We start from the raw sequence: 13,022 nt of genomic DNA, 5'->3' as shown, positions 1-13,022 counted from the left end.
TCGCTGTGATACATGAGGAGAGGAACGTCATGTTCTCCGACCGCCTGATCGCCATCTGCGCCCTGGTGCTCTTGCTCGCCTTCCTGTCCGTGCTGGTCATGTGGGTGCCGCGCGTCGACATGACCGTGGTCATCGGCATCGTCGTGCTGCTGGTGCTCTACGACTTCTTCCGCGACCTCGGTCCGGGGCGCGGCAAGCAGCAGGTCGACAAGGGCTAAAGTCGCGCTTTCACCGCCTGCGCCCCTTCGGCGCCGTCAAGGCAATGCCCAGCAGGATCTGACCACAGAGCGCGGTATCGCGGCTGCCGGTGCGCTTGCAGGCGGCCTCCGCGTCGAGCAGACGGGCGCTCGCCGCGGCCAGTCGGGCTGGCGGCCAGCTTCTGGCCTGAGCCTCGAAGCGGTCAGCCACTTTCCAGAAGGGACGCGGTTGCAGCGTGGCCATGGCGGATTTTGCTGCCGTGCCCTCTGCCACCTGTGCGGCCACGAAGTGCAGCCGCTGGAAGTGGCGCATGACGTGGCGCAGGATCTGCACCGCGTTGGTGCCTTGCTGAAAACTGCGACGTAAGGCCCGATCAAGCGCCGCGGTATCGCCGTCGCAGACGGCAAGCGCGATGTCGTCGAGGTCGAGGGCGGCGCCATCTCCGATGCAGGCCACCACATCTTCTACTTCGACGCGGCTGCTTGCCGTGCCGGCAGGGACGTCATCCTGGGACCCGCCTTTGTAGAGGATCAGCTTTTCGATTTCGCGACGGCTGAGCTGTCGGTCTCCTCCGAGCTGGCGGGAAAGCAGAGCCAGCGCATCACGGTTTGCCTCGAGTCCGGCCTCGCGCAGCAGCGTGGTGGCGAGGCGTGCGATGCCGCCGCCCTCGTCGCGGTAGCAGGCCACCACGCCCGCCCGATCGTCGGCGCGGGCGAAGGCCTGGACCAGCGCGGCGCGTTTCGGCAGATCCCCGGCTTCCACCAACAGCAGCGCCTCGCCGGGGGGATCCTTCAGGAAGCCCTTCAGCAGCTCGGCCAGCTCGTTGCCAGCGCCGCGCAGGCGCACCACGCGGCGTCCGCCGGTCAGCGAGAGCGCCGCCGCCTCGTCGGCCAGCAAGGCCGGGTCGTCGCGCAGCTGCGCCGGCGTCAGCTCCGCCATGCGAAAGGGATCGGCCGTCTCGCCCAGGACGGCGCGCGAGGCGTTGCCGCTCAGCTCAGCGATCAGCCCGGCATCGGGGCCGTAAAACAGCAGCGCGCGCAGACGCTCCACCAGGCGCGGCAGCTGGGAGGGAAGTTGGTCGGCGCGGATCTCCACGATCCGGTTCCCGTCAGCCGCTGGATTCGGCGAGGAAGAGCGCGAGTCGTCGACGGATTTCCTGCGCCAGCTCGCGCACCGCGCGTTCCTGCGCGCTCTGCGCCGAGACGTGGTTGGCGTAGCCACTTTCCACGAGGTTGAAGCCGACGATCGACTGCGCGCGCCCGCTGGTCAGTGCTTCGCCGCTTTCGCGTTGGAACAGGCGGTAGTCGGCGCGCATGGTCAAGGTGCCACGGGTTGCCGTTTCCGTGCGCCGGAGGCCGGATTCGCGCGTGTTCTCGGACATCTCCACCTGGAGATTATAAAGCGCCGAGACTGGTTGGCCGCGTGGATTGAGCAGATCGCGCAGCTCGTTGTGCAGCATTTGGCCACGGCGGCCTGGAATGGGCTGGATGCCAACCGAAGCCAGAGCCGGCGCCCCATCCTCCGCGGCTCCGGGTCGGCTGCCGGCCGTGCCGTAGAGCGGCCGCACCACGCAACCGCTCAGCCCGGCGGCGAGCGGCAGGGCGCCGAGCATGCCCAGCAGATGGCGTCTAGACCACCACATTGACGATCCGGTTCGGCACAACGATCACCTTGCGTGGGCTGCGGCCCTCTAGGTGCTTGGCTACCGCAGGGTCGGCCAGGGCGGCGGCTTCCAAGCTGTCGCGCTTGGCATCGCGCGGCTGCTCCAGCTTGGCGCGGAGCTTGCCGTTGATCTGCACAGCGATCACGACCACCTCATCGCGGGCCAGCGCCGGGTCGGCTTCCGGCCAGGGCGCCCGCGCCAAGAGGTCCTCTCCGCCCAGCCGCGCCCAGAGCTCTTCGGCCAGGTGCGGCATCATCGGCGCCACCAGCCGGGCCAGCGTCTCACAGGCTTCGCGCAGCACCCAGAGGCCGGCTTCGTCGCGGCCCTTGAAGGCGGAGATGGCGTTGGTCAGCTCGTAGATTCGCGCCACGGCCTTGTTGAAGTGGAAGGCCTCGATGTCGACGCTGATGTCGTGAATGGTCTTGTGGACCTGACGGCGCAAATCCAAGGCTGGGCCCTGGATCTCAGCCGGGGCCGGCGTGCCAAAGGGTGGCAGCAGGGGCAGCGACTCGGCGACCAGGCGCCAGAGCCGCTGGGTGAAGCGCCAGGCGCCCTCGATCCCCGCGTCGGTCCACTCCATCTCGCGCTCGGGCGGGCTATCTGAAAGCATGAACCAGCGCGCGGTGTCGGCGCCGTAGGTGCCGATGATACGCTCGGGGTCCACGGTGTTGCGCTTGGACTTGCTCATCTTCTCCACGCGCCCGCGGGTGACCGCCTGGCCCTCGGGGCCGCGCAGCTGGCCATCGTCTCCGGCCACCACCTCATCCGGCGAGAACCAGCGGCCCTCGGCGTCACGATAGGTCTCATGACCGATCATGCCCTGGGTGAAGAGACCGGCAAAGGGCTCCTCCAGGCCGAGATGCCCCGTCTGCTTCAAGGCACGCGTGAAGAAGCGCGAATAGAGCAGATGCAAGATGGCGTGCTCGATGCCGCCGATGTACTGGTCGACCGGAAGCCAGTGGTCCACGGCCGCCGGATTGAGCGGCCGGTTCTCGTCGCGCGGGCTGCAGAAGCGCGCGAAGTACCAGGAGGAATCAACGAAGGTGTCCATGGTGTCGGTGTCGCGTTCCGCCGTACCGCCGCACTTGGGACAAGAAGCCTGCTTCCAGGTCGGATGGTGGACCAGAGGATTTCCCGGCTTGTCGAAGCTGACATCCTCGGGCAGGCGCAGAGGCAGCTGTTCGCGCGGCACCGGAACCGCACCGCAGCTCGGGCAGTGGATCACGGGAATCGGACAGCCCCAGTAGCGCTGGCGCGAGACGCCCCAGTCGCGCAGCCGGAACTGCACCCGGCCCTCGCCCTTGCCGAGGGCTTCCAGGCGCTCGATGACCTTGCGCTTGGCCTCTTCCACCGGCAGGCCGTCGAGAAAGTGGGAGTTGAAGATCGTGCCTTCGCCCACATAGGCCTCGTCGCCCACGTCAAAGCTGGCGGCATCGGCGTCCGGCGGCAGCACCACGGGCGTGACCGGCAGGTCGTACTTGCGCGCGAAATCCAGGTCGCGCTGATCATGGGCCGGGCAGGCGAAGATCGCGCCGGTGCCGTAGTCCATCAGAACGAAGTTGGCGACGTAGACCGGCAGCTCCCAGTCCGGGTCCAGGGGGTGGCGTACCTTGAGGCCCGTGTCGTAGCCCCGCTTCTCAGCGGTCTCGATCGCCTCCTCGCTGGTGCCCAGGCGGTCGCATTCGGCGACGAAGGCGGCCAGTTCCGGGTTCTTCTCCGCCAGTTCGGCGGTCAGGGGGTGATGCGGCGAGAGCGCGCAGAAGGAGGCGCCGTAGAGCGTGTCGGGGCGGGTGGTGAAAACCTCGATGGCCTCGTCACGACCGACGATCTCGAAGTGCGCCTTGGCACCCTCGGAGCGTCCGATCCAGTTGCGCTGCATCAGGCGCACCTTCTCCGGCCAGCGTTCGAGCGAATCGAGCGCGCTCAGCAACTCCTCGGAAAAGGCGGTGATGCGGAAGAACCACTGCGACAGGCGGCGACGTTCAATCAGCGCGCCCGATCGCCAGCCGCGGCCATCGATGACCTGCTCATTGGCCAGCACGGTGTGATCGACCGGATCCCAGTTGACCCAGGACTCTTTGCGATAGACCAGCCCGGATTCGAGGAAATCCAGGAAGATCGCCTGCTGGTGGGCGTAGTACTCCGGATCGCAGGTGGCGAACTCCCGCGCCCAGTCGATGGACAGCCCCATTTTCTTAAGCTGTCCGCGCATGGTCGCGATGTTGTCGTAGGTCCACTGCGCCGGATGAATGCGGCGTTCGGCCGCGGCATTCTCGGCCGGCAGGCCGAAGGCGTCCCATCCCATGGGGTGCATGACGTTGAAACCGCGGGCGCGCTTGTAGCGGGCGATCACGTCGCCGATGGAATAGTTGCGCACATGGCCCATGTGGATGCGCCCGGAAGGATAGGGAAACATCTCCAGCACATAGTACTTGGGCCGGGTGTCTTCCGCGCCAGGCGCGTCGGCCACGTGGAAGCAGTCGGCCTCGTCCCAGGCCCGCTGCCACTTGGCTTCGGTTTCTTTCGGGTTGTAACGGCTCATGCTCTTGCTTCCAGACCGCCCGGCCGTCGCGGGCAGGCCGGGGGTATCGATCCGTAGTGGGCTCAGTTGAGGCCGGCGATGCGCAACTCGCGAGCCCGGGTCAGGATGGCGTCTTCGATTTCGCGTCCGCTGTTCTCGGCGCTGGGTGCATCCGCCCAGCCACCTTCGTCGCGCACCTGTCGGAAGACCGTGGCGCGTACACCATCGGCGCGCAGGTCGCTGCCGAGGATCAGCACGTTGACCTTGAAGCGCTCATCTGGCGTGTCCGGCGGCGTATACCAGTCGGTGATAATGACACCGCCGAAGGGATCCGCCGAAGCCAGTGGCAGGAAGTTCAGGGTGTCCAGCGAGGCCCGCCAGAGGAAGGCGTTGACGCCAATCCCGCTGCCCCCCGCATCCGGTCGCTCTGTCCGCGAGCCCAGCAGGAGCAGGCCATCCTCACCAAAGACGCTCGGCTCGCCTTCATAGGTCGGGCGGCCAAAGCGGTCCATTTGGTCAGGATAATCGTAGCGAACATTATCGTTGGAGGAGGTACCGCAGGCCGTCAATCCGAGCAGAAGGCAAAGGCTCGCCGTGCGTTTCCACATAGTACACCATTTCCGCGCCAAACACTGATCGGCGGCGATTGCCTGCCGAACGAGCGGCACTATGCCAGCATCGGCCGGGACTTCAAACAGCAAAGGCGCGTTGAAGTCACTGCCGTTGCTCAGAAGCTCGGCCGAATCCGTTCTTCATCGCTTTCACGCATGTCCGGGTTGTAGGGCGGGAAAAGCGTGAGACTGATCTGTGAAAGCAGTTCGCGATAGGCGGGATCGTCGACGCCGGACAGCGTCGGCACTGTGGCGCGGGTGCTGCTGATTGGCCCACCATTACAGAAGGCGGCTATCAGTCGCCCCTCGTCGGCCTCGGGGTTCGGGGCAGAGCGGGTGGTCAATTCGCCTGTATACTGGGCCGAGCAAACCTGCCGCGGGCTGGTGCTGAGTGGCGGGTCAAAGGCCAGGACGACACCCCAGGCGCTGTCCCCGTCGCGGCGCGGGCGGAAGTCGACCTGGGGAGCCCAGCCGGGAACCTGCAGGCGCTCGGCAGTGGCGGCCGTTACGGCTGCGTCGCCGGTGCCGAAGGGGTCGCCCAGCACGGTCAAGGGGACGCCCTCGTCCCGGCCGGCGTGAACCAAGTCGCTGACCCGATACCCTGGGGAGTAGTCTCCGCGATTGACGGCCGCGGTGTCGGCGCAGGCGGAAAGCGCCAGCCCGCCGGCGAGCAGCAGTGGTACGGCACGCAGCGCCCTTGCATGCACCGCGTTTGACAGGCGCGATTGGGACGGTCTCTCTTGCATGTCGCTGACCCTGAGTTATGCCCATTCCTTCAAAGGAAAATGGCGCTTCGCTGGTATTTCGGCAAGAGTGCCGGATGCGTGGTGGTGTCGGAGAGCAAGGAGATCGATCATGGCGCGTGAGGCGGAAGCGCTTGTGGAAAGACTGGAGGCGGTGCGCGACCGCATTAAGGCAGCGGCCCGGCGGGCGGGGCGCGATCCGTGCGATGTCACCCTGGTCGCGGTCTCCAAGACCCATCCAGCCGCAAGCATTGTCGAAGCTCTTGACGCCGGTCAGCGCTGCTTCGGCGAAAACCGGGTGCAGGAAGCCCTGCAGAAGTTCCCCGAGCTGCGCGAATCGCAGCCGGATTTCGAGCTGCATCTCATTGGTCCGCTGCAGTCCAACAAGGCGGCCGAGGCCGTGGCCCATTTCGACGTGATCCAGACAGTGGATCGAGAGAAGATCGCCCGGGCCCTGGCGAAGGAGATGGACAAGCAAGGGCGGCGGCCGGCCTGCTTCCTTCAGGTCAACACCGGCGAGGAGCCGCAGAAGGCCGGGGTGGTACCGGGCGAAGTAGAAGCCCTGGTGACACTCTGCCGCTCGCTCGATCTGCCGCTGCGAGGCTTCATGTGCATCCCGCCCCAGGGCGAGCCGCCGGCGCCGCACTTTGCACTGCTGCGCAAGCTGGCGGCGCGTTATGACCTACCGCTGCTCTCCATGGGTATGAGCGGAGACTATGAGACCGCGGTGGAGTTGGGGGCGACCCATGTTCGCGTGGGCACGGCCATCTTTGGCGAGCGGCCCTATCCGGCCGGCGCTTCCGCAAGCACCTCGACGGCGTCACCCGGCTGAAGCTGAGCCAGAACCTGCTCCAGATCGCTGCGCTGCAGCGCGACGCAGCCCTCGGTGGGGGCATAGTCTTCATGGGCGCAGTGCAGGAAAATGGCACTGCCACTGCCGGGGCGGGGTGGATTGTCGTTGTGACCCAGCACGACCAGGAGGTCGTAGAGGCCATCCTGCCGCCACAGGACCTCATGGTGCCCCGGGAAGGGCAGGTTGATCGGCTGATTGTACTCTGTGCGCTCGGGATCGTCGCACCAGCCATCGCGCTGGCTCAGCGGAGCACTGGGCAGGGCGGTCTGAGGGGCTTCGCCCCGGTCCGGGCGGAAGAGCAGGCGCCGCAGCGGCCAGCGGCCAAGCGGTGTGGCGCCGTCGCCCTCGCGCTTCTCGGCAGCCGGAAGAATACCACCGCGCCCGATGGCGCAGCGATAACGCTGCTCGCCGATGCGAGCCACCCAGCAGTCATTTTCAGGATAAACCAGGAGATCCATGGCCGGCCTCTTAGCATGCTTTCTGCCTAAGGTGGAAGGCTGGACCTGCGACCGGGGCTTGGGCAAGCTGGCGCCGACACCAAGGAGGGGCGGTATGAATCGCAAGGAGCGGCGCGCCGCGGCCCGCGGGGCCGGGAGCGATCGGGGGCAGAATCGGGCGGCGCGCGCGGCAAGTCTCGCCGCCGAGGGCGCCGGGTTGCACGGCCAGGGCGATCTGGCCGGGGCCGAACGCTGCTACCGCGAGGCCTTGAAACAGGATCCCGCGCAGGCGCAGGCAGCACACTATCTGGGCCTCTTGGCCGCGCAGTCGGGACGCCTTGCCGAGGCCGAGCGGCTCATCCGCAAGGCCCTGACGCAGCGCCCTCGGGACGCGGAAGCCCTGCGCAACCTGGCAAAGGTTGAGCTGGCGGGCGGTAAGGTCGAGGCCGCGGAAGGTTCCGTGCGAGCCGCCCTGGCCGAGGCGCCCGACGATGGCGAGGCCGCCATTGTGCTGGGCGCGGTGCTGGCGGCGCAGGGCCGTGCCGCCGACGCTGAGACGGCCCTGCGGCAGGCGCTGGAACTCCTGCCGGGTCATCCCGAAGCGCTCAACCATCTGGGCGGTGTTCTACTGGCCGAGGGGCGCTTCGGTGAGGCTGCGGAGACCTTCCAGGCCGCTTTGAGTGTTGCACCGGGCTTCGGCGAAGCCTTGATCAATCTGGGGGAAACCCACCTGGCTGCCGGAGAGGCTGAGCGAGCCGAAAAACTGGCGCGCCAGGCACTCTCCGGCGGCAGCCATCCACGCCTGCTCGATCTTCTTTCGCGGGCGCTTGCGGCGCGTGGCGCCAGCAGCGAAGCCTTGGAGGCGGCAACGGCGGCCGCCACAGCGGCACCGCAGGACCTTCAGCTGCGCTACAATCTGGCGGTTACGCAACAGGAGGCCGGCCGCTGGCCCGAGGCCGAAGTCAGCTACCGTGCCGTGCTGGCCCAGGCGCCGGACTTCACCGCTGCCTGGGCCAACCTCGGTGCTCTGCTGCAAAAGCAAGAGCGCCTTGAAGAAGCGGAGGCGGCGTTGCGCAAGGCGCTGGCGCTGGACCCGTCCCATCGGGAAGCACGGCTCAATCTCGCCACCGGCCTGGAGCAGGCCAGCCGCTTGACTGAAGCGGCGGAGGAGGTCCAGCGACTGGAGGAATTGGCCTCCGACCATCCGGCGACACGAGTGTTGGCGGCGCGGCTTGACCGGCGTGCCGGCCGCATCGAAGCGGCCGCCGAGCGGCTTGCCGAGGTTCCGCCGGCGGATGCGCCCGCCGTGCTGCGGGAGGACTGGCTGTTCGAGCGTGGCCGCAACCTGGACCGTCTGGGGCAGTACGAGGAGGCCTTTGCCGCCTTTGCCGATGCCAATGCTCTCGCAGTCGAGCGAGGCGCTGCGCTGCGTGGGGAGCAGGACCAGAGCCGCCGACTGATCGAGACCTTGCAGGCGCGCTTCACGCCGGAGTGGGTGGGCGGCTGGTCGCCGCTTGTCGCGCCCGAGCGGGCCGAGAGCCCCATTTTCCTGGTGGGTTTCCCGCGCTCCGGCACGACCTTGCTGCATCACATCCTGGCCGGCCACTCGCAGCTTGCCGTTATGGAGGAGGTGGAGGCACTGGATGCGGCGCGGCGCGGCCTGGCGGATTTGCCGCTGGGCTTTCCCGATTGCCTGGAGTCGCTGGGCGAGGCCGAGGCGGAGGCCGCACGACGGGACTACTGGCAGGCGGTGGAGGGCGCGGTTGTACGCGCGCCAGGGCAGCGCCTGGTGGACAAGCTGCCGCTCAACCTCATGCAGCTTGGGCTGGCCCAGCGCCTCTGGCCCGAGGCCCAGATCATATTCGCACTGCGCCATCCCTGTGATGTCTGCCTCTCGGCCTTCATGCAGAACTTCGACCTCAACGATGCCATGGCGAACTTCCTGACGCTGAAGGATGCGGGCAGCTACTATGACGCCGTCATGCGTCTCCATCACACCTACGCGCAGACGCTCCCGCTCGACGAGATGCGGGTGCGCTACGAGGATCTGCTCGAAGACTTTGAAGGCGAGGTGACGCGCCTGCTGGCCTTCCTGGGACTGGAATGGGAAGAGGGCGTGCGCGACTTCACTGCCACGGCGCACAAGCGCGGGCGCATCAACACGCCCAGCTACAGCCAAGTTACTGAAGGTCTCTACACCCGCGCGCGTTACCGCTGGCAACACTATCGCCCGCAACTGGAACCTCTAATCGAGCAGGTGGGACCCTGGGCGACGACATTCGGCTATCCTGCTGTCTAGCGCACCAGAATTCAGAAGGCCCTAGGGCCGATTTCCAGACGCTACGACTTTTGGTTAAACTCACGAACACCGGCGCCGAAGCAAGCGCCGAACGGAAAGGCGGCGGTTGCAGGCAATGATGACACAGCCCGAAGAACAGGCCCCGGCAGCACCCAGGATCCTGGTGGTCGAGGACAATGAGCTCAACATGAAGCTCTTCCACGATCTCCTGGAAGCCCAGGGCTACAGCGTTCTTCAGACCCGCGACGGCCTGGACGCGCTGCGCATTGCCCGGGAGCACCGGCCCGACCTCATCCTCATGGACATCCAACTCCCGGAGGTGTCGGGGCTGGAGGTAACCAAGTGGCTGAAGGAGGACGACGAACTGCGCCGCATTCCCGTGATCGCGGTCACGGCCTTTGCCATGAAGGGCGATGAGGAGAAAATTCGCGAAGGCGGCTGCGAGGCCTACATCGCCAAACCCATCTCCGTGAACAGCTTCCTGGAAACCATCCGCAGCTTCCTGCCGTAGAGCAGATCGCCTCAAATCGAGTTCGCGAAGCGATGCGATTTGAGGCGTGAATCTGCTCGACATCCCTGATTCAGAGCGGAGTCACGCGGTTGCTCTGAACGCTGCGCGTTTCAGATCAAAACGCGATCCGCTCTGGGTGGTTGTTACAAAACCTCGGCATTTGTGAACCTTTGCCGAGAGAATGTAACAACTCCCGTCAGTCCCGATGGTAGGGATGGCCTTGCAGGATGGCGTCGGCGCGGAAGAGTTGTTCGGCGAGCAGCACGCGTACCAGCATGTGCGGCCAGGTGAGGGCGCCCAGTGAGAGGCAGAGGTCGGCGCGCCGGCGCAGGCTGGGATCGAGCCCGTCTGCGCCGCCGATGGCCAGGGCAGTTTCGCGCACCCCTTCATCGCGCCAGCGCCCGAGCAATTGCGCAAAACCGCGGCTGTCAAGACTCCGGCCCTTTTCGTCTAGGGCGATGAGTCGGGCGCCGGCCGGCAGGGCGGCCAAGATGAGCTCTGCCTCCCGCGCTTTCTGGGCCTCGGGCGGCAGAGGCTTACGAAGCTCGACCTCTTTGAGCTGCAGGGGACCCAAAGGCCCGCTGCCCAGGCGCCGGGCATAGTCGTCGAACAGGCTCTGCAGCGGGCCGGCGCGCCAACGACCCACGGCGAGCAGAGTCAGGCGCATGCCGCCCCCTTTCGATCAATCGCGACTCTTGCGCCGGCGCGCTGTGGCGTTCTTACGCCGGCGTCTCGACCTCCGCGGACCGGACGGTGGGTGCGCCCCACATCTTTTCCAGATTGTAGAACTCACGCAGCTCCGGACGGAAGACGTGCACGACCGCATCGCCTGCGTCCAGCAGCACCCAGTCGCCCTGGGTCAGCCCTTCCACGGCGATATCCTGCACCCCCGCGGCCTTCAGGCGTTCGCGAAGATGCTCCACGATCGACGCGACTTGTCGGGTCGAGCGACCGCTGGCGATCACCATGTAGTCGGCGAAGCTGCTTCTGCCGGAAAGATCGATGACGACGATGTCTTCGGCCTTGTCGTCACTCAGCGAGGCCTCGATCAGTTCGATGAGGCGCGCTGTGTCTGGCTCGGCACCGGATGCGGCGAGGAAGCCCTCGGGTGCCGGGGAGGCGCTATGCAGCGCCGTGGCCTTCGTGGTTATGGCTATCAGTCTCCTTGATGATCGGGCGCCCGGCCGTTCCGTGCGCCCGTGCCAGCTTTCCCCGCCGGCTCGCCGGAGCGAGCGCGGGCTCTCAGCGCCGTTGCCGACTGGGCCACCAGCTTGATGCGCAGGAAGGACCAGACGGGCGGCTTGCGCCGAGCCAGCAGACGCCCGCGAGCGGATCGTAGGCGTTGGCCGGCAAAGCGCTGGGCCGCTTTGGCAGACGACGCCCCTAGAGAATAGGAAGGCCGATCAAACACCGCAACGCCAACGCGATGAAAGATTTCACTCCAGCGCCCCCAGCGATGGATTTGCCCCAGGTTGTCTGCGCCCATGATCCAGACGAAGTGCACGCCGGGAAAGCAACGCTGGAGCTGATCGAGAGTGTCGGCGGTGACCTGGGTCCCCAGCAGGCTTTCCAGCGCTGTGGCGCGGATGCGCGGATGCCGGGCCTGATGCCTTGCCGAGGCGAGGCGTTTGGCCAGGGGCGCCATGCCGTCGCGCTCCTTCAGCGGGTTCTGCGGGCTGACCAGCAGCCAGACCTCGTCCAGGCCCAGGCGGCGCAGGGCTTCGCGCGCCACATGGCTGTGGCCCTCGTGCGCCGGATTGAAGGAGCCGCCGAACAGGCCGATGCGCGCACCGCGCGGCGGTAGGCGGCCGCCAAGCGCCCGGCCCAAGGCGGCCCGCGTCGGGCGGGGCGGAAGGCGATGGCTGGTTCGGGTCACTGGGCGGGCACGGATTGCCTTACGCCCGGGTGCGGCCGTCACTGCGGACCAGATACTTGTAGCTGGTCAGCTGCTCCGCCCCCACCGGACCGCGCGCATGCAGTTTCCCCGTGGCGATGCCGATCTCGGCCCCCATGCCGAATTCTCCGCCGTCGGCGAACTGCGTCGAGGTGTTGTGCATGACGATAGCGGCGTCGACCCGCTCCAGGAAGGCGGCGGCTGCCTCGGGATCTTCCGTCACGATGCACTCGGTGTGGCGCGAGCCGTGGTTCTCGATATGCGCCAGCGCCCCTTCCAGATCGGTGACAGTCTTGATCGCCAGCACCGGGGCCAGATACTCGCAATCCCAATCAGACGCATCGGCGGGCAGCACCCGCGCATCGAGCGCCTGGACTGCCGAGTCGCCGCGCAGTTCGCAGCCCTCTGCCGCCAGGCGATCGAGTATCGGTGGCAGCAGGCGTGCCGCTGCCTGTGAGTCGACCAGCAGGGTTTCCGTAGCCCCGCAGATACCGGGCCGGCGCAGCTTGGCGTTCAGGGTCAGCGTCAGAGCCTTGTCGGGATCGGCGGCGCGGTGGAGGTAGGTATGGTTGTTGCCGTCAAGGTGCGCCAGAACCGGGACCTGCGCTTCCTGCATCACCCGTTCGATCAGGCTGCGCCCACCTCGGGGAACAATGACGTCAATCCAGCGATGGGCGCGCAGCATCTCGCCCACCAGCGCCCGGTCGCGGCCGGGCGGGCGCTGCAGGCAGGCGGCGGGCAGGCCTGCCGCGGCGAGGCCGGCCTGCAGGGCCTCCAGGATCGCGCCGGAGGAATGGAAGGACTCCGAGCCGCCGCGCAGGATCGCGGCATTGCCGGCCTTGAGACAGAGCGCACCGGCGTCAGCGGTCACATTCGGGCGGCTCTCGTAGATGATGCCGATGACGCCCAAAGGCACGGCGACGCGCTGAATGCGCAGGCCGTTGGGCTGCTCCCATTCCGCGAGGACGCGGTCCAAGAGATCGGGCAGTGCGGCGACGCTTTCCAATCCCTGGGCCATGGCCTCGATGCGCTTGGAATCGAGACGCAGGCGGTCGAGCAGCGCGGCGCTCAGACCTTTGGCCTCGGCGGCGCGCATATCCTCGGCATTGGCGGCGAGCAGCCGAGATTCGGCTGCACGCAGGGCGGCCGCCCCTTCCAGCAAGGCCTTGTTGCGCTGGTCCAGCGAGCTGCGGGCCAGCACGGCAGCGGCCGCGCGGGCGTCGCGGCCAAGGACGGCCATCTGCTCGGCGGCGACTTCGGGTTTTTCTGCAAGCGTGACGGTCATCGCGCTT

14 protein-coding genes are annotated in these 13,022 nt (G+C 67.1%); 4 read left to right on the top strand and 10 right to left on the bottom strand.

Annotated elements, in window-relative coordinates:
• The first annotated feature begins 29 nt into the window (after positions 1 to 29).
• Complete coding sequence (locus P2G67_RS05565) at positions 30 to 218, top strand: hypothetical protein (RefSeq protein WP_275820867.1); 189 nt, start codon at positions 30 to 32, stop codon at positions 216 to 218.
• Positions 219 to 228: 10 nt separating this feature from the next.
• Here P2G67_RS05565 and holA read toward each other — a convergent pair whose 3' ends face one another.
• The 5 genes from holA to P2G67_RS05540 all read right to left on the bottom strand — a co-directional run bounded on the left by holA (position 229) and on the right by P2G67_RS05540 (position 5,739).
• Positions 229 to 1,293, bottom strand: coding sequence for a DNA polymerase III subunit delta (holA, locus tag P2G67_RS05560; RefSeq protein ID WP_275820865.1), 1,065 nt, complete (start codon positions 1,291 to 1,293; stop codon positions 229 to 231).
• A 13-nt stretch (positions 1,294 to 1,306) separates the two neighbouring features.
• Positions 1,307 to 1,840: an LPS assembly lipoprotein LptE gene (gene lptE / locus P2G67_RS05555; protein ID WP_275820863.1), complete on the bottom strand. Its 534-nt coding sequence runs from the start codon at positions 1,838 to 1,840 to the stop codon at positions 1,307 to 1,309.
• Positions 1,827 to 4,403, bottom strand: a complete 2,577-nt coding sequence (gene leuS / locus P2G67_RS05550) for a leucine--tRNA ligase (protein WP_275820862.1) — start codon at positions 4,401 to 4,403, stop codon at positions 1,827 to 1,829. Before leuS ends, lptE begins: the two co-directional genes overlap by 14 nt.
• 62 nt (positions 4,404 to 4,465) lie before the next feature.
• A complete protein-coding gene (locus P2G67_RS05545) occupies positions 4,466 to 4,990 on the bottom strand; it encodes a DUF3576 domain-containing protein (protein WP_275820860.1) in 525 nt (174 codons plus the stop codon).
• A gap of 119 nt (positions 4,991 to 5,109) precedes the next feature.
• The gene (locus P2G67_RS05540; protein ID WP_275820858.1) at positions 5,110 to 5,739 is read right to left on the bottom strand and encodes a hypothetical protein; all 630 of its coding nucleotides are present in this window, start codon (positions 5,737 to 5,739) and stop codon (positions 5,110 to 5,112) included.
• 109 nt (positions 5,740 to 5,848) lie between these two features.
• On the opposite strand from P2G67_RS05540, the gene P2G67_RS05535 reads away from it, so the two are divergent.
• A complete protein-coding gene (locus tag P2G67_RS05535) occupies positions 5,849 to 6,568 on the top strand; it encodes a YggS family pyridoxal phosphate-dependent enzyme (protein ID WP_275820856.1) in 720 nt (239 codons plus the stop codon).
• Here the strand turns inward: P2G67_RS05535 and P2G67_RS05530 are convergent.
• Positions 6,520 to 7,047: a L,D-transpeptidase family protein gene (locus P2G67_RS05530; protein WP_275820854.1), complete on the bottom strand. Its 528-nt coding sequence runs from the start codon at positions 7,045 to 7,047 to the stop codon at positions 6,520 to 6,522. The two genes, P2G67_RS05535 and P2G67_RS05530, sit on opposite strands and share 49 nt — an antisense overlap.
• Positions 7,048 to 7,141: 94 nt before the next feature.
• Between P2G67_RS05530 and P2G67_RS05525 the strand changes: the two genes are divergently transcribed.
• Positions 7,142 to 9,325, top strand: a complete 2,184-nt coding sequence (locus P2G67_RS05525) for a tetratricopeptide repeat-containing sulfotransferase family protein (protein ID WP_275820852.1) — start codon at positions 7,142 to 7,144, stop codon at positions 9,323 to 9,325.
• Positions 9,326 to 9,443: 118 nt separating this feature from the next.
• Positions 9,444 to 9,836, top strand: a complete 393-nt coding sequence (locus P2G67_RS05520; protein ID WP_275820851.1) for a response regulator — start codon at positions 9,444 to 9,446, stop codon at positions 9,834 to 9,836.
• A gap of 196 nt (positions 9,837 to 10,032) precedes the next feature.
• Here the strand turns inward: P2G67_RS05520 and rlmH are convergent, their stop codons facing one another.
• From rlmH to P2G67_RS05500, 4 genes are all read right to left on the bottom strand, one after another.
• Positions 10,033 to 10,503, bottom strand: a complete 471-nt coding sequence (gene rlmH / locus P2G67_RS05515; RefSeq protein ID WP_275820849.1) for a 23S rRNA (pseudouridine(1915)-N(3))-methyltransferase RlmH — start codon at positions 10,501 to 10,503, stop codon at positions 10,033 to 10,035.
• Positions 10,504 to 10,555: 52 nt separating this feature from the next.
• Positions 10,556 to 10,894 (bottom strand): ribosome silencing factor, encoded by a 339-nt coding sequence (rsfS, locus tag P2G67_RS05510; protein ID WP_496196318.1) that lies wholly within the window; start codon positions 10,892 to 10,894, stop codon positions 10,556 to 10,558.
• A gap of 98 nt (positions 10,895 to 10,992) precedes the next feature.
• A complete protein-coding gene (locus tag P2G67_RS05505) occupies positions 10,993 to 11,712 on the bottom strand; it encodes a nicotinate-nucleotide adenylyltransferase (RefSeq protein WP_275820847.1) in 720 nt (239 codons plus the stop codon).
• Between the two features lie 19 nt (positions 11,713 to 11,731).
• Positions 11,732 to 13,015 (bottom strand): glutamate-5-semialdehyde dehydrogenase, encoded by a 1,284-nt coding sequence (locus tag P2G67_RS05500; protein ID WP_275820845.1) that lies wholly within the window; start codon positions 13,013 to 13,015, stop codon positions 11,732 to 11,734.
• Between the last annotated feature and the right edge of the window lie 7 nt (positions 13,016 to 13,022).

The sequence above is a fragment of the Aquibaculum arenosum genome (genome assembly GCF_029222965.1).
Taxonomy (GTDB): Bacteria; Pseudomonadota; Alphaproteobacteria; order Kiloniellales; family DSM-21159; genus Aquibaculum; species Aquibaculum arenosum.
This window is presented reverse-complemented; position numbering and strand designations above follow the sequence as displayed.